We start from the raw sequence: 26,309 nt of genomic DNA on the forward strand, positions 1-26,309 counted from the left end.
GGCGAAAAGGCCGGATGCGGCTTCAGCACATCTGGATGACTGGCCTGTTCCGACTCGGCCTGTTCTGCTTCGGCCTGCTCTGGCTGGCCCCCATAGCCGGAGCCATGGACCTGACAACCGCCAGGCTCGTCACTGCCGAAAGGATGACACCGCAGGCCGAGGCCGCCGTGACCCTGCTGAAGGACGAGGTCGCCCGGCGCTCAGGAACGACCTTTTCCGGACAGGGGCTATCCCTGGTGATTGCGCGCCGGGACGAGATTGCCGGGCTTCTGCCTGCGGGTGAGCGGGCGCTTTGGCGGTACAGACTGCGGTCCGTGCCGGCGGTGCAGGCCGAGGCCTATGAGGTGGCCACCATCGGGCAGACCCTGATCATAGCGGGGGATGACGACCGCGGCATTCTGTTCGGCATAGGTTATCTGTTGCGCAAGGCAGAGCTGTCGGCCGGTCATGCGGTCCTGCCGGACACCGTCGATACCTATGCCGCGCCTCAGATGCCCTGGCGGGCGCACCAGATCGGCTACCGTTTCAAGAACAACAGCTATGACGCCTTCACGCTTGATATGTTCGAGCCGCAGGTGCGTGATCTGGCGGTGTTCGGCGCCAATGGCGTGCAGTGGATCGCGCCGATATCCGACGATGCGGCCGAAAGTCCGCTGTTTCATGCAAAGCCCCTCGATATGGCCATAGCGGTATCGGGCCTGATGGCGAAATATGGACTCGATTTCGATCTGTATTACCCGCAGATGGCTGATGACTACCGAAAGCCCGATACGCGTGCGGCTGAACTGGCGCGCTTCGAGGATCTGGTGAAGCGGCTGCCGAGGATAGATGCGCTCTATGTGCCCGGCGGCGATCCCGGCCATACCGAGCCGGATGTCCTGTTTCCGCTGGTGGCGGCGGAAGTGGCTATCCTGCATCGTTATCACCCCGGGGCGACGGTGTGGATTTCCGGGCAGGGGTTCGACGCCGCGCAGTACGAGCGGTTTTATACCCTGCTGGCCAGGAAACCCGCTTGGCTGACCGGCGTCTTCTTCGGACCGCAGTCGCGCGATCCCTTACCCGTGCAGCGCGCCCGCATCCCGAAGCGCTATCCGATCATATTCTACCCGGATATCGCCCACACGATGCATTCGCAGTTCCCGGTGCCGCAATGGGATCCGGCCTTCGCCCTGACCGAGGGCCGCGAACCCATCAACCCGCAGCCGCGCGCGCAGAGCCAGATCATCCGTCACTTCGCGAATGATTATGCGGGCTTCGCCACCTATTCGGAAGGCGTGAATGATGACGTCAACAAGATGCTGTGGTCGCAGCTCGGCTGGGATGTGAATGCGCGCACGGACGATGTTCTGGCTGATTATGCCCGCTATTTTATTGGCGATGCGCGCTTCGCTGAAGGCTTGAAAGCGCTGGAGCACAACTGGGACGGGCCTGTTGCGCTCAATACGGATATCGGGCCGACCCTCATGCGCTTCGAAGACATGGCACGTGACCATACTGGCAACTGGCGCTTCGATATGGCCTTCTATCGCGCCACCTTTGATGCCTATGTGCAGAAGCGCTATATGGCTGAAAAGGCCCGCGAGACCCTGGCTTACAAAGCGATCGGCATGGGTGATGTTTCGGCGGCGCGACGCGCTCTGGCGGAGCGCGATGGCGCTGATATCACCGCTTTACGTCAGCGCCTGTTCGATCTGGCGGAGCAACTTTACCGGGAAATCGGCCTGCAACTGAGCGTCAAACTCTATGGTGCGTCGGGCATCGAACGCGGCGCCAATCTCGACCGAGTGGATGTGTCCCTGAATGACCGTATCTGGCTGGAACGCCAGCTGGATGAAGTGGAGCACCTCGAGGCACCGTTAAGGACGCTGCGGCTGAAAGCGCTGGCAAACGGTGACACGTCGCCACCGGGCGGGTTTTATGATGACCTGGGAGATCCGCAGAACGAACCGCATCTGGTGCGCGGGACGGGCTTTGGCGGAGACCCTGAGGCCTATGACAGCGCCATAGATGGCATTGCCGACACGATACCGGATGACGGCTGGCGTATAGCGTGGGTGACCTATGCCGAGACCCTCTACGAGGGACCGATTACCCTGCAATACAACAGGCTCGATCCAAAAATGTCCTATCGCCTGAAGATTGTCTATGCCGGGGAGGGCTATGCCCTGCCGATAAAACTGACAGGCAATGGTATGATTTTGCAGGATTTTGCCGAACGCACACACAACCCGATGACAGTCGAACTCGACATACCGCAAGGCCTTATCCGTGATGGCACTTTACGGCTGGAATGGGTGCGCCCGGCCGGGCTTGGTGGCAGCGGACGCGGGCACCAGGTGGCACAGGTCTGGTTGTTGCCTGTAGCCAAACCCTGATAATTTCATGGTTACCGGAAAGGGATGGAGAATTGGTCCTTACGGTATTTTTACATTGATGCATAATTGCAACAAATTAGACAGCGCTGTCATTTCATCTATGCATTGTTTTTTATAATCAAAACGTCGTTATTTCTACAATAAAGCAATTTAAAATATTTATTTGAAACATTATTGCGCGAGGGATATATCGCACAAATCAGCGGCGCTTGTGATCGCTGGCAATTTTATAAAATGTTGTAGGGAGATACCCATGATTGCGAACAAGGCCAGGACCCTGGTCCTGCTTTCCGCCGTTTCCGGCCTGGCGCTCGCCGCGGGCGGCGCCTTTGCCCAGGATACTCAACCGGCAGCCCAGACAACGGCTGCGGCGCCGGCCGATCAGGAACCGGTCATCGTCGTTAGCGGTCAGCGCCGGGCGCTGCAGACCGCCGAGCAACGCAAGAAGAACACCGATCAGATCGTCGATTCGATCACCGCCGTCGATATTGGCGCCTTGCCCGACCGTTCGATCACCGAAGCCCTGCAACGCATCGCCGGTGTCACCATCGGCCGTACCAATGAACCGCGTGACATCGACCGCCTGAACGTCGAAGGCTCGGGCGTCATGATCCGCGGCCTGACATGGGTCCGCTCGGAAATCAATGGCCGCGATTCGTTCGGCGCCAAGAACGGTCGCTCGATCGGCTGGGAAGAAGTGACGCCGGAACTGGCGGCGGGCGTGGACGTCTACAAGAACCCGTCGGCGGAAATCGTCGAAGGCGGTCTGGGTGGCACGGTCAACCTGCGCACCTGGATGCCGTTCGATTCCAAGAGCGACAAGGTCGCCTTCTCGGCGGACGCCACCTATGGCGACCTGCGCAAGGAATGGACGCCGTCGGCCTCGGTTCTGCTATCCAAGCGTTTCGACACCAAGATCGGTGAAATGGGGCTGCTGCTCGACGTCGCGCACTCGGAGCTGAAGAGCCGCCTGAACGCGCTGGAAGTCGACCCCTACGACGCCCACAGCTCGAGCACCGAAACCTCGTATGACGGCGGGCAGACGATAACCACCTACAACAACGCGATCGCCGGTCAGGCCGACGGCACCACTGTCATGGTGCCGGTCGGTGTGGAATATCGTCTGGAAGACCGCGACAAGACCCGCGACGGCCTCTATGGCGCCTTCCAGTGGAAGCCGACCGAGAATAGCGAATTCTATGCCACCTATTTCAAGACCAAGTCGCGCCTGATCAGCCAGGACCATTTCCTGCAAACCTCGGCCTGCTGCTCGGCAACCAACAACCAGAACTTCATGAACCAGCCGGCGACCGGCACCGATTTCACCTTCGATGACGAGGGCAACTTCGTCAGCGGCTATATCCTGGACGGTGGCGGCGGCGGCGATCCGGTGTCGAACGCCATGATGTTCAACCTCGGCACCCGCTACGGCATCGACGACAGCCAGACTGGCGATTTCTCGACGGGTTTCAAGTGGCATACCGATCGCTGGGCGTTCAACCTCGACTTCCAGCACATCGATTCGCTGCGCACAAACTACGACATGACCGTCTACAACTACTTCACGGCGGTTGGCGGCGTTGGCCTCGATGTATCGGGCGATCTGCCCAAGATCACCCTGCCAGATACGTCGGATTCGGCCAGCAGCACCGTGCTTTACGCGGCGATGGATCACCAGGAAATCGACAAGGCTCGTCAGAACACGGTCAAGTTCGACGCCAGCTACGATTTCGACAGCGGCTTCTTCAAGTCGTTCAAGTTCGGCTACCGCGCCACCCAGCGCAGCGCGACCGTGATGGACAGCGGCTATAACTGGGGTGCCATTGGTGCGCCGTGGCTGTTTGCCGGTCAGACCGCCAATGCGGCGGACTATTCGGAAAACCAGCAAGTTGTGAACTTCTCGAACTTCTTCGGCGGTGATGCCTCGGTGCCTTCGCTGTGGATGCCGACCATGAATCTGGCCAAGAGCACGAGCGCGACCACGGACTACATCACCAAGCTGATGTTTACACCGAACACCGTCAAGAACGCGGCGCTTGAGAACACCTTCGCCTACTATTGCGACACCTGCGGCCATGGCACCATTCCGTCGTGGGCATCGTATGGTGGTCAGTACAATCCGTTCCCGGCCGGCAGCCTGGCCAGCTACATGTACATCTGGTACGGCGCCACGCCGAACGGTGCGACGCCTTCGGCCGGCAATTTCTGGAGCGCCTTCAACGGCAATTACGACTACGCCCCGACCTCCACCTCGGGGATCGGCACCAACCTGCAAGGGGAAAAGACTCAGGCCCTCTACGGCATGCTGCGCTTCGGCCAGGATGATCTGTTCGGTGCCACTATTCCCTGGGATGGCAACTTCGGTATCCGTGTCGTCCGTACAGACACGACCTCCAGCGGCCGCGGCACCATCGTGGCTATGACCGGCGCGACCAATCCGTCGACCATGTCGGCAGCGGCTGAACTGGCCACCCAGTTTGCCAACGGTGCCAGCACGCGGACGAAGGATTCGAACCACTACACCAACGTCCTGCCTAGCCTGAACCTGCGCTTCAAACCGACCGACAGCCAGTTCATTCGCTTCGCGGTGGCCTCGTCGATCGTGCGTCCGGATTTCAACCAGCTGCAGCCGTCCTTCACCGTCTACGGCACCTACCAAAGCCGTAATGCCGTGGAAGCCGATGGTGTCGTCGACCAGACCAGTGGTGAAGCCTATACCCAGGCACAACTGGATGCCCTGGCCGCTTCCGGCGCGCCGGTGCTCTACAACACGGGCGCCAGCTTCTCCTTCAGCACGGGTAACCCCAACCTGAAGCCGATGAAGGCGATGTCCTACGATCTGGCCTACGAATGGTACATCAAGCCGGGCTCGATGCTGTCGGTCGGCCTGTTCGACAAGGAGCTCTACGACTACATTCAGAGCGACTCGGTCAGCATTCAGCTTACCAACAACGGCGTCAGCGAGACGGTCGTCGGCAACATGCCGCAGAACCACGGCCATGGTCAGATCCGCGGTATCGAGTTCCAGAATACCTTCTTCTACGACATGCTGCCTGGCTGGCTCAGCGGCTTCGGCACGGACGTGAACTTCACGATCCTGGAAACGCACGGCACGCAGAACACTTCGGGCAGCGTCTATGACTCGGTCCAGGTCAGCTCGTCCAAGCTTGACCTGCCACTGGAACAGCTGTCGCGCTATTCCTACAACGCGACCATTATGTACGCAAAGTATGGCATCGACGCCCGCCTGGCCTACAACTGGCGTTCGCGCTACCTGATGGCCGCGTCGGCTTCCAACGTTCAGGCCCCGGCTTACATGGAAGACTACGGTCAGCTCGATGGTTCGGTCATGTATAATCTGAACAAGAACTACAAGATCGGCATCCAGGCGGTGAACATCCTCGGCGCCAAGAACATCATCGACATCGATGAGCGCGACAACTGGTACTACGGCACCCAGGGCATGACCAGCGACTCGCTGATCTATCGCCACAACTGGACGCAAGCCGACAAGCGCGTGTCCATCGTGCTGCGCGGTAGCTTCTAAGCCGCGATCGGCCGCTTCCCGAGAGGCGGCCAGACTTTCTTCTCTGAACTTGCCCCGCTGGTCGTCACCGGCGGGGCTTTTTTAATTTCAGAAACTTTTGCGCAGTGTAAGCGTCACCGTGCGTCCCATCGGATCAATCAATCCGCGCTGATAAAGCCTCGGCGTATGGCCGGTTTCGTCGGTGACGGCTTGATAGTCGTCGAACAGATTGTCAACAGTCAGGCTCAGCCGCAGGCCTTGTGCCCAAGCTTGACCGGCTATCTCCTTCAGGTGGCCGAGATTGGCGAAAATGCGTAGCTTGGCGATCGTTGCGGAGGAGAAGGTGAGGTTGCTTTCGGCACTGCCGCCCAGCGCAAGGGCGCCAGCCTGCCACTGGCCGGAAAACCACACGCCGCCGATTGGGGCGGTGAGGCCGATATTCCACTCCAGTTGTGAAGGCGATTGTGGCGTACCCGGTGTGGTTATGCCGCCTTTCAGCCGGTCGATTTCCCTCAGGCCAGCGCGGATCAGGACGGTATCGCGCAGGTATTTTGTATGATCGATCTCGACCGACAGGCGGCTTTCCGGCAGATGGAAAATTTTCATCCAGGCGCAGCTGGCCAAGGTGCAGCTATAGTCCAAGGTTGACTTGAGCTGATCCGATTGCTGGCGGGCATAACTGACAGGGCGGGCATCGATGCGAACCAGCTGGCCTTCAGCATCGCGGATATAGCGATCGGGGAAAGCCAGTTCCGCTTCACGCGTGGCCGCTGGCAACTCGCCTGTGGCATCTGCCGTCAATGACAGATTGAGGCCTGCGGAAAGCCGCAGATTGGTCTTCGGCGAGGGCGTGATGAAGAGATTTATCATCGTAGTATCCGTCCGGCTGGCGGGCAGGGCGGCATTTCCACCGTAAACCTGTGTAACCACAGCGTTTTCCCCGCGCACATAATCGAAGACGTCCACATTGGGCGTCTCAGTGGTGTCAGAGGCCATGGAGGCGGCTGCAGGCGCTATTTCAATACGAGACTGATTGACCATTAGAACGATTGGGGACACCGGCACCCAGATGAAGCCATAATTGAAGCCCGCCGTATCCTTGAAACCGGACGCGCGATTGGCGCTGAGGCCGGCCCCCAAAACGAATGTGCCCAGACCGGGCAGATGGCTTTTGGCCTCCTCACTGAGGGGAATGTTCACGTTTATCTGCGAGTTCAGGCCGCTCTGACGCACCTGGCTCGTTTGCGGCGTATCGTCTCCTTGCGTTCTTGAGGCGAAGGCACTGTTATTGCCGCCGAGATTTAGGGAGAGGTTCAAGGGGCCAGCTGGTAACTGAATCAGATCGCTCGATGCCATCACCATGAACATATATTGATCGGATACCGATCTCTGGTCGCTGACGGTCTTTGTCACGGAAGTCAGGGGCGTATACGGATCAAGGCTGGCATCATTCCGATTGATCGTTGACTGCACATCGATCAAATCGATTCCTGTTTCCGTGCGACTGCGGCTGACCACATGATCGGCGCTGGCGATCAGATTCCACCGCCAGGTCGTGATTTGACCGTCTAGGCTGAGACCGGAATGACTGCTCCAGTCGCTGGAACTCTGGCGCAAGGTGCCGGCCTCCGGAAAATATCGGTCGATCTGCACGCCTTCGGCGGAAATCGCGAATGGGTTTGACGCGGGAACAGTCAGACTGCCCTTGGCCAGCCCAAGTCGGCTGTCCGTTCGCCCGCCCTTGATCGAGGCTTCGAGCATGACTTCGACGGAGTCGAACAGTGTGCGGCTGACGCTCAGATTGCCTTCGACCTGCCGGTTGTCGGGTACAGCGTTTCGCCCAGGCGCCAGATTTGTCTCGTTGACCTCAGTTACGACATCACGGTCCGATTCCAAGGCGTGGCGCGTGTCCCTGTAATCGAGGGACAGGTTGACGCGTTGGTTATTGTCGATATGCAGATGAGAATATTTGAGGACCGACTTGGCGCCGGCATCACGGACGTCTCCGGTTTGGGAGGCTTCGACGGTACGCCCCTTGAAATCCGGCGCCAGTACGATATTCAGCACCATCTGGTCGGCAGGATACCCATAGGCCAGCGCGGTAGCTTCCGTAAAGGTGTCTATCCGGACGAGTGCTTCGGGTGGAATATCCTTGAGGACACTGAAACCTGACACACGGTGGCCATTCAACAGCACGATGGGTGCCTTGCCTGAGGCGCTCTGTGTCTGCGGTTTAAGGATATTCAGCAACTCTTCGACATTATCCGCTCCAAAGGCCTGGATGTCTGCGACTTTGAGGCTGCGGCGCGGCGGTGCCAGATCGATGGTCAGACCGCGTTTCTTGCCGACCACGACCACGGTTTTGACGGCCGGATCAGCGGTGACTTGCGCTGACGCAGATTGCGCAAATGCCGAGGTCCCGGCCAAGGCCGCAAGGACAGCCAATGAACAGATCAGCTTTTGCCGTTTTGACATGGTCTGATAGTTCCCTCCCGCTCAGGTTTATGCTGAAGGGGAATCGCCTTTAAGGCAAGTATGCGCGGTGTAAAGACACCGGCTTAAACAAGACTTGCAGAAACAGGCAGCAGAAAAGCCTCCGCGTCTTGGGAAAGCAGACGCGGAGGCAGTAAGGAAGGGCTTTCCGGGGACAGCGGGAAGCTGATAAATTTTGGAAAGCTATCAGACTAATATATCGATCTATTCTGCATTGCAACCGCTCAATTGGGGCCGAGATATGCCGTCATAATGCAATCCTGCATTGTGATGAGGTTTTCCTTGCCAGATCTGATGGCTTGCCGATCAAAAAATGATGTGCCATTTAAACATAATACATCAGACCTCTTGGAATTGAGGCGATATCAGCGAGGACATGGCAATGACATTGACGCGGCGCGCTTTGATGGAAGCCGGCCTGGCCGGCATGCTACTTGCGGCTGCCGGTCGGTCGGTGGCCCAAACGTTAGACACGCAGGACGCAGTTGGGCCCTTGCTCTGGTATGACAAGCCCGCTGGTGAATGGGTGGAGGCCAATCCGGTGGGGAATGGCCGGCTAGGCGCGATGGTATTTGGCGGGATCAAGCGCGAAAGATTGCAACTGAACGAAGACACATTGTGGTCGGGCGGCCCCTATAACAACGTCAACCCGGCGGCACGTGAGGCCTTGCCGGTCATCCGCCAGATGATTTTCGACGGCAGATACGCTGAGGCAGAAGCCTATGCCGAGGCGCATGTGCAGTCCATTCCCATGCGCGAAATGGCTTACCAGTGCGCGGGCGATCTGTGGCTGGACCTATGCGATGTCGATGAGACCTCGGCGGTAGATTATCGGCGCGAACTGGATATCGGTACTGCCATCAGCCGGGTCAGCTTCTCGGCGGGCGGTGTCGGTTATGTGCGCGAGGTCATTGCCTCGCATCCGGACAACCTGCTGATCATCTCCGTGCGTGCCGAGGGCGGACCGCTGGCGCTTAACCTGTCCCTGGCGTCCGGCCTGCGTGCAGACATAATGGCGAAAGGCGATAGTCTCGTCTTGTCCGGCGTCAGTAATGCCGACCGCGGTGTCCCCGGCGCACTGCGTTTTGAAGCGCGGGTGCAGGTCAGCGTGCAAGGCGGCGCGATTGCCGCCAATGGCCCGCAGCTGGAGGTGCGTGGCGCGTCGGCCGTGGTGATCCGGGTGGCCATGGCGACGAGTTATCGGGGGCCGGACGATATTGGCGGCGATCCAAATGCCCTGACCCGTTCGCATCTGGCAGCGACGCAGGACAAGGATTATCCAGCCCTCTTGGCCGCGCACCGGGCCGATCATACGGCCCTGTTCAACCGGGTGACGCTTGATCTTCCGGCGGGTCGACGCGACGCTCAGGTGACCAGCAATCGCATCGAGCATGGCGGAGAGGGGGATGATCCATCCCTGGCGGCCCTCTATTTCCAGTTCGGGCGTTATCTGCTGATCGCGTCGTCGCGTAGCAGTCAGCCCGCCAATCTGCAAGGCTTGTGGAACGTCAGCAATACGCCGCCATGGGGTAGCAAATACACCCTCAATATCAACACCGAGATGAATTACTGGCCGGCTGATGTGGCCAATCTCGGTGAATGCCTGGCGCCGCTGGTCGGTATGGTCGAAGAACTGGCGCAGTCGGGGGCGCGTACAGCCAGGGATATGTATGGCGCCCGTGGTTGGGTGGCGCATCACAATACCGACCTGTGGCGTGCGTCAGGGCCGGTCGATCACATGCAGACGGGGCTTTGGCCCACTGGCGGTGCGTGGCTTTGTACTCATCTGTGGGATCATTACGACTACAGCCGGGACGAGGCGTTTCTGGCGCGGGCCTATCCGCTGATGCGCGGAGCCAGCCTGTTCTTCCTCGATACGCTTGTGAAAGACCCGGCCACAGGCTTCATGGTCACCAACCCCTCGCTGTCGCCAGAGAACCAGCACGGCCACGGTAGCACCCTGTGCGCCGGCCCGGCGCTGGACAGCCAATTGCTGAGAGACCTCTTCGGCCAAACGATCCAAGCAGCGGAAATTCTGAAGCTTGATAAGCGTTTACGGGCGGAAATCACCGCCATGCGCGGACGCCTGGCGCCTGACCGGATCGGCGCACAGGGACAGCTCCAGGAATGGCAGGCGGACTGGGACGCCGGCGCGCCGGACATCCATCATCGCCACGTCTCACACCTCTATGGCCTGTTCCCGAGTCAGCAGATCAATCTTGAAGACACGCCGGCACTGGCGCGGGCGGCGCAGGTGTCTCTGGAAACCCGTGGCGACGAAGCCACCGGCTGGGGCCTGGGCTGGCGGCTTAATCTGTGGGCGCATCTGGGCAATGGCGCGCATGCCCACAAGATCCTGACCGGACTTCTCAGTGCCGAGCGCACCTATCCGAACCTGTTCGATGCCCATCCGCCTTTCCAGATCGACGGCAATTTCGGTGGCGTGCGCGGGATTGCCGAAATGCTGGTCCAGAGCAGGGGCGACCGGATTCATCTGTTGCCGGCTCTGCCACCCGCCTGGACGGAAGGGGCGGTTAAGGGGCTGCGCCTGCGCGGCGGGGCAGAAGTGGATATCACCTGGGCGGATGGAAAACTTAAGGACGCCTCGATCCGCAGCCAGTTTGCCGGCGCCAGGACCGTTCATTACGATGGTCGTCAACGGGCTGTTTCGCTGAAGGCGGGCGATACTTTGAAACTATCTGCCGTCGAGTTTGTCTGATCGAAAAATAGATCATACGTAACCCATCATACAAATTATTTGACAAAGCTGTCTGATAACTGTAGGTCGATAACCAGACGGCGAATTCAGCGCCGCACACACAGGGCCTGTGCCACGGCAGGTAACCAGGGAAAAGGAAAACACTCATGTCGATCAAAGCCAGTCTTATGGCTTCTGGCGCCGTTCTGGCGCTTCTCGCCACTTCCACGCCGAGCTTCGCGCAGGACGCGGCCCCGGCTCAGGCCGCCGCGAGCTCCGCGTCCTCGGATGAGGTGGTTGTGGTTGTCACCGGTCTGCGCAAGAGCCTGCAGAATGCCACGACCGTGAAGCGCAATGCGTCACAGATCGTCGATTCGATCGTCGCCGAGGATATCGGCAAGATGCCGGACACCAATATCGCCGAGACGCTGCAGCGTATTCCGGGGGTGCAGATTTCCCGAAATACGCGCGGCGAAGGCAATGCCTATGTGCTTCACGGCCTGAGCCAGGTCATGACTACGGTCAACGGTCGGACCCTTTTCACCACGAGCAACCGCAGCGCCAACCTGCTCGATTTCTCGGCCGATATTCTCTCCGGCGTCGATGTCTACAAGACCGCGACCGCCGATCAGATCGAAGGCGGCCTGGGTGGCCTGATCAACATCCATGCCGCGCGCCCCTTCGATTACAAGGGCCTGCATATGACCGGCACGGTCTCGGCCAATTACAGTGATATCCACAGCGCGGTCACCCCGCGCGTTTCGGCGCTGGTGAGCAATACCTGGGAGACGGGGGTCGGCAAGATCGGCTGGCTGGTCGGTTTTCAGCACGAAGACATCGATTCCGGGGGCTATAAGGCCTCGACCAATGGCTATACCAGTCAGACCCTGTCCAGCGGCGACGTTATCTACTCCCCGAGCTCGGTTACCATGCAATATGAACTGGGCGAACGCACCCGCGAGGCCTATTATACCTCCGTCCAATGGCGGCCGCATGACGGTTTGACCTTCTTCGCCGACGCCCTTTACACCTATTCCGGCGGGCATTCCTTCACCCAGGATCTCGTGGTCAAGACCAATGCCAGCGGTCATGACATCACCTATGCCGGCGACAGCGGCATTCCTTCCACCGCCACCTATGATAATGCCACGGTGCAGTCCGCAACCAGTGCCTCGGATAACCCCTATCGCAACTACGATTTCGCCATTGGCGGCGACTGGAGCGTCGGGCATCTGACCACGCACGGCGAAATCGACTTCGAACGCAGCGTCGGCCCCTTCTTCTATCGCACCCTGACCCTGAACACGACCGCGCCGAGCGCCACGATCGATCTGTCCGGCCGCGCGCCCGACGTATCGATCTCCGGCGTCGACCTGAACAGTGCCGCCAACTATACCTACGGCAGCTATTACGACCTTGCCAACAATGCCTATGGCAAGGAAACGGCTGCACGACTCGACTTCACCTACACACTCGACAAGGGGCCTTTCACCGACATCAAAGCCGGTGCGCGCTACAGCGACCATCGCACCATCTATGATGTCTACGGCATCACCTACACCACAGCGAACAGCGGGCTGACGACCGACCTGTCGGGTGTCAGCGAAACGACCCACGACGATCTGTTCCGTGGCATTACCCTCACGACGAATCAGTGGCTGGCGATTCAGCGCGACATCATGCTCGACTACGGTGCCTCCCGCGCCCTGGCCGGCCTGTCGCCGAACCACGCCGACTGGCCCTTGAGCGGCCATTACGATTATCGCGAAAAGGTCAGCGCCGCCTATATCGAGGGAGATTTCTCATTCACGCTCGGCAAGCTGCCACTGGACGGTAATATTGGCCTGCGAAACGTCCATACCGAGGGCAACCAGCGCGTCTATGTCAATAACGCACCGGTCACCGGTGGCGGCGCCTATGACAATCTGCTGCCGAGCCTCAATCTGCGCGCCAAGCTGACAGACGACCTCTTCCTGCGCCTGGCGACCTCGAAGTCCATCGCGCGGCCGGATTACGGCAACCTGTCGCCCGCCTTGGTGCTGAACACCACCTCCATGACCGGCAGCGGTGGCAACAAAGATTTGCAACCGGTCAAGTCGGATAACTACGATGCCTCGCTGGAATATTATTTCGGCCGCTCGAACTATGCGGCTTTCAGCCTGTTCCGCAAGAATGTCGATGGTTTCGTCCAGACCTTCTCGGCCAACGAGACGGTCGACGGCCAGACCTACCTGATCAGTCGTCCGCGCAACTCCGGCACCGGCACCCTGCAGGGCGGTGAAATCGGCTATCAGCAGTTCTTCGACTTCCTGCCATCGCTGTGGTCGGGCCTCGGCGTGCAGGCCAACTATACCTATATCGACAGTGCCCTGACGCTGGCCAACAGCACGCGCACGGCCCCTGCCCAGAATGTGTCTAAGAACAGCTACAATATCACCGGCATCTATGAAAAGGGGCCATTGTCGTTGCACCTGTCCTATAACTGGCGCGATAAGTACGTGGTGTCGACCTCGGCGGACGCGGCGGGTCACATGAGCTGGGAAGCACCGCTTAAGTCCCTCGACTTCTCGGCCACCTATAACATCACGCGGCATCTGTCGTTTAAGCTCGACGCTGTGAACCTGCTGTTCGACAAGCAGGTGGTCTATTACGGTACGCCGAACCAGCCCTACTATGTCGACCAGCTGGACCGCAGCATCGAAGCCGGGCTGCACTTTACCTACTAGACCAGGGCGCGATTAAGCGGGGCGGTCTTTCCGATAAGGGTTGACCGCCCCTTTTGCGCATCAAAAACGCAGCAGGGAAATCGTCATGCGGTGGAAATTGTTCGGAGCGCTCAGTGGCGCGCTTTTCTGTCTGCTCCTGGCCCTGTCCGTGCCCGCGGCCACGCCAGCAACCAGCGGCTTGGATGGCAATTTCGATGAGGCGCAGGTGGCGCCCTACACCTTGCCGGCCCCCTTGATCCTGCAGGACGGCCGGCCGGTGACCTCGGCAAAGATGTGGCAGAAGGAGCGCCGGCCTGAGCTGCTGAAACTGTTCCGGGAAAGCATTTTCGGCGTGTCGCCGCCGGCCCCAACCCATATGCGTTTTGTCGTGACCGACAATGACGGTCAGGCGCTGGACGGGCTGGCCACGCGCCGGCAGATCACCCTCTATCTCGACGGTCGCGATCAGGGGCCGCAGATGCACGTCTTGCTCTACCTGCCTAATGGCGTGGCGGCGGCGCCCGTCTTTGTCGGTCTCAATTTCCACGGTAATCAGTCGATCGATCCAGACCCGGCCATTGCGCTGACCACCACCTGGCTGACTGATTATCAGTCGCCGGGCATCGTCAAACATCACGCCACGGCGGCCTCGCGCGGGCAAGATGCGGCAGAATGCCCGCTGCGGCAAATTCTGGCAGCAGGCTATGGCGTGGCGACTTTCGCACCCGGAGACCTCTATCCGGATGGCGATGGCATGATCGCCGAAAGCATACATCCCTATTACGGCACGCAGAGCGCCGCGCCAGATCACTGGGGCGCCATCGCCACATGGGCCTGGGGACTGAGCCGTGTCTATGATTATCTGGCGACCGATCGTCAGGTCGACGCGAAACGCGTCATTGTTTTCGGTCACTCGCGCTATGGCAAGGCGGCCCTGTGGGCCGGTGCCAGCGATCCACGTTTCGCCATGGTGATATCGAATGACTCAGGCGAGGGCGGTGCCAAGCTCTATCGACGTAATTTCGGCGAAACCATCCGGGTGATGAATACCTACTGGTTCGCGCCGCGCTTCAATAGCTATGCGTCGCGTGAGCAGGACCTGCCCATCGATGCTCATGAACTGATCGCTCTGGTCGCGCCGCGCCCGGTTTATATCGCCACGGCGACGCAAGACCTGTGGGGCGACCCCAAAGGGCAGTTTCTGGCCGCCAGGGCCGCCGATCCGGTCTATCGTCTGCTGGGCACCGATGGCATGGGCGTCTCCGACATGCCGCCGCCCGATACGCCGGTACTAAGCACGATCGGCTTCCATAATCGCACGGGGGCACATGAGATTACGACCTATGACTGGGCCCAGTATATCCGGTTTGCTGATCTCCATCTGCATCGGCCGGTTGTGAAATGAACCGGACTGCATTACACAGGTTAGTCTGATATATTTCAGGTGCGACTGGACAACCGGCGTGCCTGAATTGAGCGTAACTGTGGAGACGGAATGTCCATCGCGGCGGATAACCAGAAGCTGTACCAGAATATCATCGCGGCCCTGCAGGCAGATATAGCCGAGGGACGGTTTCGCGAAGGCGACCGCCTGCCGCCCGAGCGCGTGCTGGTGGAGCGGTTTCAAGTCAGCCGCCTGACGATTCGAGAGGCCATGATCGGTATGGAAATTTTAGGTCTGGTCTCGGCGCGGCGCGGGTCTGGTGTCTATGTCACCGCCCCGCCGCCGGGCGGACTGGCGACCAACGAACTCGATATCGGCGCCTTCGAACTGACGGCGGCGCGCCGGGTGGTCGAGGGCGAAACCGCGGCTCTGGCGGCCAGTATGGCCACCGATGAGGAAATCGCCGAACTGGAAGCAATTCTAGGCCGGATGATCGATGAGAACAATGAGGGTGAAACCCTGACACATGATGAGGCCGCCGACCGCGAATTCCATCTGGGAATCGCGCGCGCCACGCAGAACGATGCCCTGGTCCTGGTGGTTGAGACGCTGTGGCAGGTGCGCGAGCGCTCGCCTCTGGCCATGGAAATGCTGCGGCGGTCGCGTTCGGCGGGTGTGAAGCCACTGATCGATGATCACCGCGCCATTGTCGACGCGATTTCCGCCCGCGATTCAGATGCGGCGCGCAACGCCATGCGCGATCACCTGGGGCGCGTCATTGAAAACCTGCTGGTCGTGACCGAGATGGACGCGATCAACCGGGTACGTCGCGAGACGGCGCGCCTGCGCGGTCGCGCTGGTCTGGCCGGTTGAGGATCATTGTCGAAATCCGGCTTGTCATTTATCGGGCACGCGTATATTAATCAGATAACTTTATCAGACAAAAGTCAGTAACCTATGCAACTCAATAAGATAGCGCCCATTCAGGGCGAGCAAGCTCATACAGGGGCGGTTCTCATTCGTTCGGCCAAGGTGATTGTCACATCGCCGGGTCGTAACTTCGTCACCCTGAAGATCGAGACGGATCAAGGCGTATATGGCATCGGTGACGCCACCCTGAATGGTCGTGAGCTCTCGGTCGTGTCCTATCTCGAAGATCACGTGATCCCGAACCTGATCGGCAGGGACGCCCAGCGTATCGAGGATATCTGGCAGTTTCTCTATCGCGGCGCCTACTGGCGGCGCGGGCCGGTCACCATGTCGGCGATTGCCGCGGTCGACACCGCTCTTTGGGACATCAAGGCCAAGCTGGCGGGCATGCCGCTCTATCAGCTGCTGGGCGGGCGCTCGCGCGACGGGGTTCTGGTCTACGGCCATGCCAATGGCACCGATATCGAACATACGGTCGAGCAGGTCGGCCGGTACAAGGAAATGGGCTACCGCGCGATCCGCGCCCAGTCTGGCATTCCCGGCGTCAAGGGCGCTTATGGCGTTGGCCGCGGCGACATGTATTACGAACCCGCCGACGGGACGCTGCCGACAGAGACCCTGTGGAATACGCCAGCCTATCTCAATCATGCGCCGAAGCTGTTCGAAAAACTGCGCGACACCTATGGTTTCGAAGTGGAACTGTTGCACGATGTTCATCACCGCCTGACCCCGATCGAGGCGGCGCGACTGGGCAAGGATCTGGAACCTTATCGTCTGTTCTGGATGGAAGACGCCACGCCGGCGGAAAACCAGGAAGCCTTCAAACTGATCCGCCAGCATACCACCACGCCACTGGCCGTCGGTGAGATCTTCAATACCATCTGGGACTGCAAGGACCTGATCCAAAACCAGTTGATCGACTATATTCGCACCACTGTGGTCCATGCGGGTGGCATTACCCATCTGCGCCGCATCGCTGATTTGGCGGCGATGTACCAGGTGCGCACCGGTTCGCACGGCGCCACCGATCTCTCGCCCGTGTGCATGGGCGCAGCCCTGCATTTCGATACCTGGGTGCCTAATTTCGGCATTCAGGAATATATGCGTCACTCCGAAGCCACCGATGCGGTCTTCCCGCACGATTACAGCTTCGCCGATGGTTATCTCAAGGTCGGCGATACGCCTGGCCACGGCGTCGATATCGACGAGACACTGGCGGCTAAATACCCCTACCAGCCCATGCAATTGCCGGTGGCCCGTCTTCAGGACGGCACACTGTGGAACTGGTAAGCTAAACGGATGACGGCGCGGGCACGTATCCGCGCCGCATCGCCAAACGGGCATGTTGTGGAAAGGGTCACGGCTGATGTCGGCGTCTCGCCTGTTTGCGCGTCTGTTTATCCTGTTACTGCTGGTGGCTTTCCCGGCGGCGGCTTCCGATCATGAAATCACTGGCCCGTGGCGGTCGGCGTTGTACGAGACGGGCCACGCCGGTGAAAGTGGCGCCTATCAGGCGCCGAATTTCGATGATTCACGCTGGACGGCGGTATCGGTGCCGCATAACTGGCAGGGTTATGCCTATGCTCGGCAGGTGGTCAATGGCAGCCTGCACGGCACTGCCTGGTATCGCAAGGCCATCGATATTCCCGCTTACGGACGTGACGAACATGTCTTCCTGATGTTCGAGGGCGTTAATGCCTATGCCACGATCTGGCTGAACGGCCGGCCGGTCGGACAGCACGGCGGCGGCCTGACCAGTTTCACTCTCGATGTTACAAAGGCTGTGCGTAAAGGCCGGAACCTGCTGGCGGTGCGGGTCGATAATCCGGCCGGCATCAAGGACCTGCCTTGGGCGCCCGGTGATGACAGCCCGGTCAACGGCTTTGCCGAGGGCTCGCAACCGTTCGGAATTTTCCGGCCGGTCCATGTCATTGTCAGGTCTGCCCTGCGCCTGCAGCCCTTCGGCCTCTATGCCTGGGGCACGAAGGACACGATCACGGCCGACAGCGCTACGCTTACTGTGCGCAGTGAGCTGGAAAATCTGTCGGACCGCCGGCGAGACTTTCAACTCGTCAATGAGCTGGTAGACAAGGAGGGGCATGTCGTTGCCCGTGCGATGCGGACAAGCCAGCTTGCTGCCGGTGAAAAGGCCAGGATCGACCAGGTCTTTCCTGCCATCGCCCGCCCGCATCTTTGGTCGCCGGAAACGCCCTATCTCTACACCCTGCGGGGGCGACTGACCGAAAACGGCAAGGTCATAGACGAGAGTGAGGCGCCCTACGGTATCCGCTATCTGGAAATCGCCACCCAAGCCGACGGCAGCCGGCAACTGATGGTCAATGGCCGGCCGGTCTTCATTCACGGCATCGCCGAATACGAGCACCTGCTGGGCGGGTCACACGCGTTTTCACCGCAAGAGATAAGGGCCCGGGTCGAACAGGTGAAGGCAGGCGGCTTCAACGCCTTCCGTGACGCCCACTATCCGCACAACCTGCGTTATCAGACCCTGTTTGAACAAGAAGGCCTGCTGTGGTGGCCGCAATTCAGCGCCCATAACTGGAACGACACACCGGCGTTCCGGTCCAATTTCCTCAGCCTGCTGGCCGACTGGGTGCGCGAGCGCCGCAACAACCCCGCCAATTTCCTATGGGGGCTGCAAAACGAAAGCATCCTGCCGGAAGACTTTGTTGCCGAGGCCATGGCGGTGATCCGCGATGCCGATCCGACCGCCTCGATTCAGCGCCTCATCGTCACCTGCAATGGTGGCAAGGGATCTGACTGGAACGTGCCGCAGAACTGGTCCGGCACCTATGGCGGCGATCCGGAGAAATACGGTGAGGAACTGAAAAAACAGGGACTGGTCGGGGAATATGGCGCCTGGCGTTCGCTGGGCCAGCATTCGGAGCAGCCCTATCCAGCGTCCGGCGTCTATGATGAAAACACGATGAGCCAGATCATCGAAACCAAATCGCGGCTGGCGCGATCGGTCAGCGATCAGACCGTCGGCGATTTTGTCTGGTTGCTCAATACGCACGAAAACCCCGGCCGGCCGATGCGCATTGACGGCACGCAGATTTTCGACGGCATCCGCCCGCTGGAGCATGTCGGCCCCGCCAATAACAAGGGGCTGATGACACTGTGGGGCGAACCGCTCGATGCCTATTATCTGCTCCGGGCCCGCCAGATTCCCGTGTCGCAGACGCCCGTGATCTATATCGTGTCGCACACCTGGCCGGACCGCTGGACTACTCCGGGTATTAAGTCCGGCATCGAGGTTTATTCCAATTGCGATCGCGTGGAACTGTTCAACGATATTACCGGCAAACTGTCCCTGGGCGTCAAGGACAGGTCCGCGGATGGGCGGCCGCTAGTGTGGGATGCGGTCGATATCCGCTATAATGCCCTGTCGGCATCCTGTATGGTCGGTGGCAAGACCGTGACGCGGGATGTGGTGACGCTTGGTAATCTGCCGCCAGCGCCTGACGCCGTCTCGCTAGTGACGGACCAAACCGACATCACCAAGGGTGTGGCAGACACCAGCTATCTTTATCGCATCAATGCTGGCGGTCCGGACTATACAGATGGGGATGGTCAGCTCTGGTTGGGCGATCGTCACCTGATAAGCGGGGCGGCCTGGGGCTGGACCAGCTGGGCCGACGCCTATCCCGATCTCGATCCCGCGCTTGGCAGCCGCCGGGTGCAATACGATGCCATAGAGGGCACAGCGGAACAGGGCCTGTTCAACACCTATCGCTTTGGCCGCGAGCGCCTGAGTTACAGCTTTGCCGCGCCGAAAGGTGATTATGAGATCGAGCTCTATTTCGTGGAGCCCTGGTATGGCCGCACCGGCATTGATGCCACCGGCTGGCGGCTGTTCGATGTAGCGGTCAACGGCCGGACCTTGCTTAAGGATATCGATCTCTACAAGACCGCCGGTTTCGAACATGCCGTGAAAACCGTTGTCAGGGCGGCGTCGGTTGACGGGCGGATCGTGATAAGCTTCCCGCGTGTGGCCGCCGGACAGGCGGTGATTTCCGCTATCGCCATCCGCACCGCCGGAAAAGGCGTCACGCACACGTCTGACGGCACCGACCTGATCGCCGCTCCGCAGGCGCGTAGTTTCCTCGATAATGGTGACCGCGTGGGTCAGGGCGATCTGAGCTGGAGCCGGCTGCCGGCGGAACTGCTCGATAGCGACAGCGCGTCAGGGGCTTTTCATACACGCCTGGACAGCGATCTTTATTTGCCGCTCCGTGCGGCGGATATCACGCCTTCGGGTTGGTCGGATACCCCGCTCAAGGCCTTGTGGCTTGGGACGGGCGGGGGAGAGGTGCGTTTTGCCACGCGCCGCGCTACTGCCGGCGAGGCGGTGACGGTGGAGGGGCCGGTGCTGGTTCGGCGCCATCTGCCGTCTCCGTACGCGCCGGGTGTGTTCAGCTTGTCCAAAACAGTCGGACTTTATGAGGCGGAAGCCGCGAAGCTCGACAGGGCCGTTGTGGCGTCCGATCTGAAGGGCTATGGCGGACAGGGCTATGTCGCGACACAGCCGGACGCGACCCTGACCTGGTCAATCAGCTTTGGTGCTGCGGCCAAGCACGGTTTCCGGCTGCGTTACCAGGGCGCCCTGACCGGGCAGCTGACCTTGACCAATGAGAGCGGCATTGTCGATGCCGAGATACCGCTTGATCTGCCGGCGGGTGAGGCCGGGGCCTGGCAGGAGGCAAGCGTGGAGACGCCGACTCTTGTCAATGCCGGCACCTACACGCTCAAACTGACCGCTGGCAACGACCTGCGCCTGGATTCGCTGAAGGTGCAGTAAGCCGGGCTATGCCCAGTCGAAAACGACCCTGGCTGGGGATTGGCTTGTGCCGTCCGGCGTGACCGGGATCAGCGAGAGACGGCTTTGCGGCTGGCCTTTCGGGCGCGGCAGGGCGCTGACATAGTAGGCATCGCCGGAGATGCGGCCAAGCCAGGCCTTGTCGTCATAGAGATCGTAATGGCTGACGGCCGGGTCGAACGTCCAGCCCAGGCGCAACTCGGCCGACTGGCCGTCAGCCGCGATGCGACTGGCGATTACGCGGAAATCGGCGGGGGGCGCGACGGTCGCCTTGCCGCCATCGGTCAGGGACAGTTGCCCGATATGCAGGCTGTAGGGTTTCGCGGATTTTTCCGCCTCGACAGCAAGCGAGATCGCGGCCAGTGTGCGGCCGGCATAGGGTCGCAGCGATTGCTGCCAGCGATGCCAGGTCTTTGCGGTGCCCTTGACGCTGATCCATTCGGTGACCTCCGGTGCCTCCTCGAAGATGAGGCCGACCGAGAGATGACCGGTCTGTCCGCCCTTGAGGATCAGGCCGAGCGTGGTGTCTTTGGCGATCGGCAGTTTCGTCTTATAGAGGCGGACCTCGGTGGCGTTTTCGGCGGCGAGCGTGCCGGAAATGTGCAACGAGGCACCGCCATCCCAGGCATCGTCGAAATCGTAATCGACGGTGAGCAGACCGGCCGTATCTTGATCCCTATCAAAGCCGCCATGTAGGGGCTTGGTCCACCAGGTCCAGGTCGGCAGCACGTCCTGGATGCCGAGATTGAACCACGGCAGGGACGACACCTCGACACCTTCGCGGAAGAAACGATCGCCTTCACCGGTGTTGAAGCGGGTAACGAAAGGCAGTGTGCCGATCATCGAACGCTCGGCAATGAAGTTGGCCACGCCGTAAGTGATCGGCAGGCGGAGCTGGTCGGTTGGCTTGCCGGGCGCTTCGTAATCCGTATAGACCTTTTTCACGTCCGCCGGACCGTAGATGGCCGCCTGTTCGGCTGTCGGCGTGTTATTGCGCGCCGGATTGCCCGACTGGCCAGACCAGAAGCGGTCGTGCAAGCGATACCACGAGGCGCGTGTGCGCTGCGGATCGGTCAGATCGGCCAGGTCTTCCTTGTCCTGTACCGACAGGCTGGTCGTGGCCTGGAGCTGGTCGAGCCTGGCACGGCGCATCTTTCGCAGTCCATCCTCGGCGCTATAGACCTGAAGGCCGCCGAGCGTCTTTTCGCCACTGTTGGGCGAGATGACCGTGGGAGCGACCAGGCCGAGATAACCGGGGCCAGGATAGAGCTGCAGACCGTAATAGACCTGCATCGGATCGTAGCTTTGGCCGAGATCGGTCGGCAAGGGCAGGGCATCCAGCGGCAGGCCAGAGCAGCAGCCGCGGGTCAGGCCGTAATGGCTCCAGCCCTGATCGATCATCATCGAATTGGCGCGCGGCGCACCGGCTTCGCGCGCGGTGCCGTCGACATGGGGCGAGCCCGGCCATACGGCGCGGGCATCGGTATAGCCGTTGTAATACTGGATATGAAAATCGCTCAGCCCCTGCTTCGCGGCCTCGACCTGCATCAGGCCAATGAGATCCTGGACGGCGCGGGCGTCTTCCGGCGTGTAGCTCTCAAAATTGACGAAATAGCCATCGAAACCGAAGTACTTGGCGAGGCCAACCAGCTTGACAGCCACCGTCTCGCGCGGCAGGTCCGAACCGTCGAACAGGCGCTTGTCGGGCTGGAACATCGTGCCGAGGATGCGCGCGCCATTGCGGTGAACGGCGTCGATCAAGGCGGCATTAGGCACGAGGCCGGTCGTGTTCCATGCCACCACCACATCTTGGTACTGCCAAGCGCGCTCAACATGGACGCGGCTGCGCGCACCGGTCTCGTAGCGCGTACGGTTGAGGTCTTCGTCTGGTCCGGAAAGGGTGAGGTAGGCAGCCAGAAGCGTGCCGCCAGGCACGTCCGGTTTCAGTTCCGGATGCGCTTGCGTGGCGGCAAAGGGCGCTACCCGGGTGGCGCGTTTGACTTTCGAACGGAAGAAGGGGGCATCCGGATTGGTTTCCGGATCATAGGCCTTGAAGGCATCCCAGATGTCGACGCCGCTTAAAGGATATGTGGGAGCAATGCCTTTTGGTGTCTGGGCCAGGCTCAGGCTGGCGGGGGCAAAGGCGGCGGCTGTCGCGGCGGTGGTCAAGGTGAGGAACTGGCGGCGGGACGGGGAAACGGACATGAAATATGACTCTGAAATTAGCGGGTGAGAATACCGAGGCCGCCGATCATGATGATCGACTTGTCCTGCACGGCGCGCGGCAGGCGCAGGCGCAGGAAGCGCCCGGCATGGGGCGCATCGAAGCGGATCTTCTGCTCGGCACGGCTGGCGGCGATATTGGAGAATTCACCTGTGGCGACGGGTGTGTTCCAGTTCTGGCCATCATTGCTGAGCCACAGCTCATAGCCGGCGGGTGGTCCCATCCGCGTGATTTCATCAACCGTCAGATTCTGACCGACGGGTTTAACCGTAAAGCCGGTCAGGGTGTAAACCTGTGCCAGATCTAGTACGATTTCCACGGGCTCGCCGACAGGACCGATAAACTTGCCGCCCGCCAGCAGGTCGGTTGCGTTCTCGCCATTGCTGGAAACAACCCTCCAACGGGCCGGCGAAACATCGAACTCACGCGTGACAACGGTACTCATGATGCCGGTGGCGGCCCGGCGAGTCACTGCCTTGACTGTACCTGTGTCGGGCAGGGCAAACGGTGTGGAGTAAAGGAGGGAGGCAGCAGAGGGCTGCGAGCCATCGAGTGTGTAACGCACCTCCAGTCCCTCTGCCGGGCTTTTGAGCGTCACCAGGCCTTGCGCATCGCGGCGGATGGCGGGTTCTTCCAGGATATCTGGCAACCGGAACAGGCCGATATTGCGGATAACCGGGGCGGCGGCGGCGCTGATAATGCGCAGGCGCACAGCCTTGGCGCTCACCGGTTGATCGAGGCGGATCAGGCGTTCATAGCCGATGGCGGTATGGCGGGCGATTTCGCGCCACTGGCTGGCATCTTTAATATCGACAGCATAGTCATCGACCCGCACGCCTTTGGTGATGTCTTCCGCAAGACGGATGACATCGAAGGTGACGGGTTTGGGCAGATCAAGCTGCAGCCAGGCGCCGGCGCGATCGCCGGAGCGGGCCGCCCAGGCGGTGGTCTGCGATAGGGCGTTCTTTGGAGCATAGGCGCGTCCCCGTTCGCTCGAAGCCGTAACGGTAGCGCCGGCCGCCAGATTGGTGGCGGAGCCCTGGTCGCGGATCGCCTTCCATGCTTTAAGGGAAGCTACGTCCTCATCCGGAATTCGGCCGCGACGATCAGGCGCGATATTGAGCAACAGATTGCCACCGCGTCCGACGGAAACAAACCACAGGTTCAAAAGGTTGGCCGGCGTGCGAGGGGCTTCATCGGCGTGCCAGAACCAGCCGGGACGAATGGAGACGTCGACCTCGGCCGGGTTCCAGATCGGTCCGCCGCGCACGCCGGCATTGGCCTTTTCCAGGCTGTAGGGCGTGGTGTAATCCCAGGTCGGCCAGCACGGATCGCCGGCTATGCCTTCCTCATTACCGACCCAGCGGACATCCATGTCGGAATCGGCGAACATGACGGCATTGGGCTGGTTTTTACGTACGATCTCGCGCACCTTATCCCACTGATAATAGGTGTGACCATCGATCTTGCGCCGTTCACGCGCCCCGCCATAATAACCGTCGCCGCCGTTAGCGCCGTCGAACCAGACCTCGACCAGCGGGCCGTACTGGGTGGTCAGCTCCTGAAGCTGGTTGTGGTAGTATTCGACATAGGCGGGCCGGCCGTATTCGGCGTGGTTGCGGTCCCAAGGTGAGAGGTAGAGCCCGAACTCGAGTCCGTGACGGCGGCAAGCCTCGGACATTTCGCGCACGATATCACCCTTGCCGTCCTTGTAAGGACTATATTTGACCGAATGCTCTGTATAGCGGCTCGGCCACAGGCAGAAGCCGTCATGGTGCTTGGCGGTCAGGATGATCGCCTTCAGTCCGCCGGATTTTGCCGCCTCGACGATCTGATCGGCGCTGAAATCGGTAGGGTTGAAGAGGGAGACGGATTCGTCGCCATAGCCCCATTCGCGGTCCGTGAAGGTATTGATGGTGAAATGAACAAACGCATAGGCCTGACGCTTATGCCAGGCAAGTTGACGTGGGGCAGGGGTCGCGCCATGAGCGGCCGGGCCCGTCTGACTGGCTGCCATGGCCGGCATTGCCGTCAAACCCAGTCCCGCTCCGCTCAGGAGAAGCCCACGGCGTGTCGATGCGGTCATATCCGTTCCTTCCGTCAGTCTTGAAGCGGCGGGTATGGTCGATTAGCGGCCGCAAATCAGCCTCGCGCTAATCATCATTGAACGGAACGCTTCCAACCCAAACCGCTTGTCATTGGTCATGACAACTTTATATCCACTTCGTGGATTGGCAACGGTAAAAATACTTTTCCTGATAAAAAAGTCTTGAGGGTTTACGGATTGTGGCTCAGCTCGGACATCAGGTCGTAGGCATCGCCACGATAATAGGATTGTGTGAATTCGGCCGGGCGGCCATCAGCCAGGAAGCCGCGCCGTTCGATCAGCAGGCCGGGCGAGCCTGTCGGGATGTCCAGCAGTTTGGCCTGTTCGGCATTGAAAGCCACGGCGCGCAGGCGCTGCAGGGCGCGGACCGGGCGGGTGCCGAAGCGTTCCAGCGCCTCGTAAAGCGAATCCTCGACCGCCTCGAGCGAAGGCAGGCAATCGCCCGGCACGGTGGCGTAATCGAGTCCCATCGAGGTACCGTCGGCGAAGCGCATGCGGTTGAAGCGATAGACGAGCGTGCCGGGCGACAGGCCCATCGACAGGGACTCTTCCGGATTGACCAGGCCGGCGGTTTTCGACAGCCATTTGCTGCTCGGCACACGGCCGCGCGATTGCATGTCCTCGGTGAACGAGGTCATTTTCGAATAGCTTTTCTCGACGCGCGTGGCGACAAAGGTGCCGGCGCCTTGGCGGCGCGTCAGCAGGCCTTCATAGACGAGACCGTCCACCGCCTTGCGGACGGTGATGCGCGAGACGTTGAATTCCTCGGCCAGTTCGCGTTCCGTAGGGATGGCGTCGTTGGGCGACAGCTTGCGGCTGGTGATCGCCTCGCGCAGGGAATTCTGCAATTGCAGATAAAGGCTTTCGGATTTGACCGCTGTCTGCTTCGCTGGAGCCATGTGTCCTGCCATTCCCCCGACTGAACTTACTGATAGGTTAGCGCATGATGGCAGACTTGTAATAACAAAACGTACAACTGCGATTTTTTATATATGGTATTGGTATTGTGCCGTCAAATCCAATATTGACG

Annotated in this window: 12 protein-coding genes; 8 read left to right on the forward strand and 4 right to left on the reverse strand. The window is 60.3% G+C overall.

Annotated elements, in window-relative coordinates:
- Positions 1-35: 35 nt before the first annotated feature.
- Positions 36-2,375: a hypothetical protein gene (locus QM647_RS15765; RefSeq protein WP_414996503.1), complete on the forward strand. Its 2,340-nt coding sequence runs from the start codon at positions 36-38 to the stop codon at positions 2,373-2,375.
- A 253-nt stretch (positions 2,376-2,628) separates the two neighbouring features.
- On the forward strand, positions 2,629-5,922 hold the full coding sequence (locus QM647_RS15770; RefSeq protein WP_414996504.1) for a TonB-dependent receptor: 3,294 nt from the start codon (positions 2,629-2,631) through the stop codon (positions 5,920-5,922).
- An 87-nt stretch (positions 5,923-6,009) separates the two neighbouring features.
- Here QM647_RS15770 and QM647_RS15775 read toward each other — a convergent pair whose 3' ends face one another.
- The gene (locus QM647_RS15775; RefSeq protein ID WP_414996505.1) at positions 6,010-8,376 is read right to left on the reverse strand and encodes a hypothetical protein; all 2,367 of its coding nucleotides are present in this window, start codon (positions 8,374-8,376) and stop codon (positions 6,010-6,012) included.
- Positions 8,377-8,776: 400 nt separating this feature from the next.
- Between QM647_RS15775 and QM647_RS15780 the strand changes: the two genes are divergently transcribed.
- The 6 genes from QM647_RS15780 (at position 8,777) to QM647_RS15805 (ending at position 20,930) form a co-directional block, all read left to right on the forward strand.
- Positions 8,777-11,113 (forward strand): glycosyl hydrolase family 95 catalytic domain-containing protein, encoded by a 2,337-nt coding sequence (locus QM647_RS15780; RefSeq protein ID WP_414996506.1) that lies wholly within the window; start codon positions 8,777-8,779, stop codon positions 11,111-11,113.
- Positions 11,114-11,259: 146 nt separating this feature from the next.
- Positions 11,260-13,818, forward strand: coding sequence for a TonB-dependent receptor (locus QM647_RS15785; protein WP_414996507.1), 2,559 nt, complete (start codon positions 11,260-11,262; stop codon positions 13,816-13,818).
- An 85-nt stretch (positions 13,819-13,903) separates the two neighbouring features.
- Positions 13,904-15,202: a hypothetical protein gene (locus QM647_RS15790; RefSeq protein ID WP_414996508.1), complete on the forward strand. Its 1,299-nt coding sequence runs from the start codon at positions 13,904-13,906 to the stop codon at positions 15,200-15,202.
- 90 nt (positions 15,203-15,292) lie between these two features.
- Positions 15,293-16,054, forward strand: a complete 762-nt coding sequence (locus QM647_RS15795; protein ID WP_414996509.1) for a FadR/GntR family transcriptional regulator — start codon at positions 15,293-15,295, stop codon at positions 16,052-16,054.
- A gap of 84 nt (positions 16,055-16,138) precedes the next feature.
- Positions 16,139-17,401: a D-mannonate dehydratase ManD gene (manD, locus tag QM647_RS15800; protein ID WP_414996510.1), complete on the forward strand. Its 1,263-nt coding sequence runs from the start codon at positions 16,139-16,141 to the stop codon at positions 17,399-17,401.
- Between the two features lie 76 nt (positions 17,402-17,477).
- On the forward strand, positions 17,478-20,930 hold the full coding sequence (locus tag QM647_RS15805; protein ID WP_414996511.1) for a malectin domain-containing carbohydrate-binding protein: 3,453 nt from the start codon (positions 17,478-17,480) through the stop codon (positions 20,928-20,930).
- 6 nt (positions 20,931-20,936) lie between these two features.
- Here QM647_RS15805 and QM647_RS15810 read toward each other — a convergent pair whose 3' ends face one another.
- The 3 genes from QM647_RS15810 to QM647_RS15820 form a co-directional block, all read right to left on the reverse strand.
- The gene (locus QM647_RS15810) at positions 20,937-23,153 is read right to left on the reverse strand and encodes an endo-beta-N-acetylglucosaminidase (RefSeq protein WP_414996512.1); all 2,217 of its coding nucleotides are present in this window, start codon (positions 23,151-23,153) and stop codon (positions 20,937-20,939) included.
- A 17-nt stretch (positions 23,154-23,170) separates the two neighbouring features.
- Entirely contained in the window at positions 23,171-25,258 is a 2,088-nt protein-coding gene (locus tag QM647_RS15815) for an alpha-L-fucosidase (RefSeq protein WP_414996513.1), read from the reverse strand.
- A 191-nt stretch (positions 25,259-25,449) separates the two neighbouring features.
- Positions 25,450-26,178, reverse strand: coding sequence for a GntR family transcriptional regulator (locus QM647_RS15820; RefSeq protein ID WP_414996514.1), 729 nt, complete (start codon positions 26,176-26,178; stop codon positions 25,450-25,452).
- Between the last annotated feature and the right edge of the window lie 131 nt (positions 26,179-26,309).

Origin of the sequence: Asticcacaulis sp. (genome assembly GCF_047605585.1) — a bacterium.
In the GTDB taxonomy this organism is placed as follows: domain Bacteria; phylum Pseudomonadota; class Alphaproteobacteria; order Caulobacterales; family Caulobacteraceae; genus Asticcacaulis.

Excerpts from the sequence above, each read along its gene's own strand:
- QM647_RS15790 (WP_414996508.1), top strand. The coding sequence starts at position 13,904 with ATGCGGTGGAAATTGTTCGGAGCGCTCAGTGGCGCGCTTTTCTGTCTG.
- QM647_RS15765 (WP_414996503.1), top strand. The coding sequence starts at position 36 with ATGACTGGCCTGTTCCGACTCGGCCTGTTCTGCTTCGGCCTGCTCTGG.
- QM647_RS15795 (WP_414996509.1), top strand. The coding sequence starts at position 15,293 with ATGTCCATCGCGGCGGATAACCAGAAGCTGTACCAGAATATCATCGCG.
- QM647_RS15775 (WP_414996505.1), bottom strand. The coding sequence starts at position 8,376 with ATGTCAAAACGGCAAAAGCTGATCTGTTCATTGGCTGTCCTTGCGGCC.
- QM647_RS15810 (WP_414996512.1), bottom strand. The coding sequence starts at position 23,153 with ATGTCCGTTTCCCCGTCCCGCCGCCAGTTCCTCACCTTGACCACCGCC.
- QM647_RS15805 (WP_414996511.1), top strand. The coding sequence starts at position 17,478 with ATGTCGGCGTCTCGCCTGTTTGCGCGTCTGTTTATCCTGTTACTGCTG.
- QM647_RS15815 (WP_414996513.1), bottom strand. The coding sequence starts at position 25,258 with ATGACCGCATCGACACGCCGTGGGCTTCTCCTGAGCGGAGCGGGACTG.
- QM647_RS15780 (WP_414996506.1), top strand. The coding sequence starts at position 8,777 with ATGACATTGACGCGGCGCGCTTTGATGGAAGCCGGCCTGGCCGGCATG.
- QM647_RS15820 (WP_414996514.1), bottom strand. The coding sequence starts at position 26,178 with ATGGCTCCAGCGAAGCAGACAGCGGTCAAATCCGAAAGCCTTTATCTG.
- QM647_RS15770 (WP_414996504.1), top strand. The coding sequence starts at position 2,629 with ATGATTGCGAACAAGGCCAGGACCCTGGTCCTGCTTTCCGCCGTTTCC.
- manD (WP_414996510.1), top strand. The coding sequence starts at position 16,139 with ATGCAACTCAATAAGATAGCGCCCATTCAGGGCGAGCAAGCTCATACA.
- QM647_RS15785 (WP_414996507.1), top strand. The coding sequence starts at position 11,260 with ATGTCGATCAAAGCCAGTCTTATGGCTTCTGGCGCCGTTCTGGCGCTT.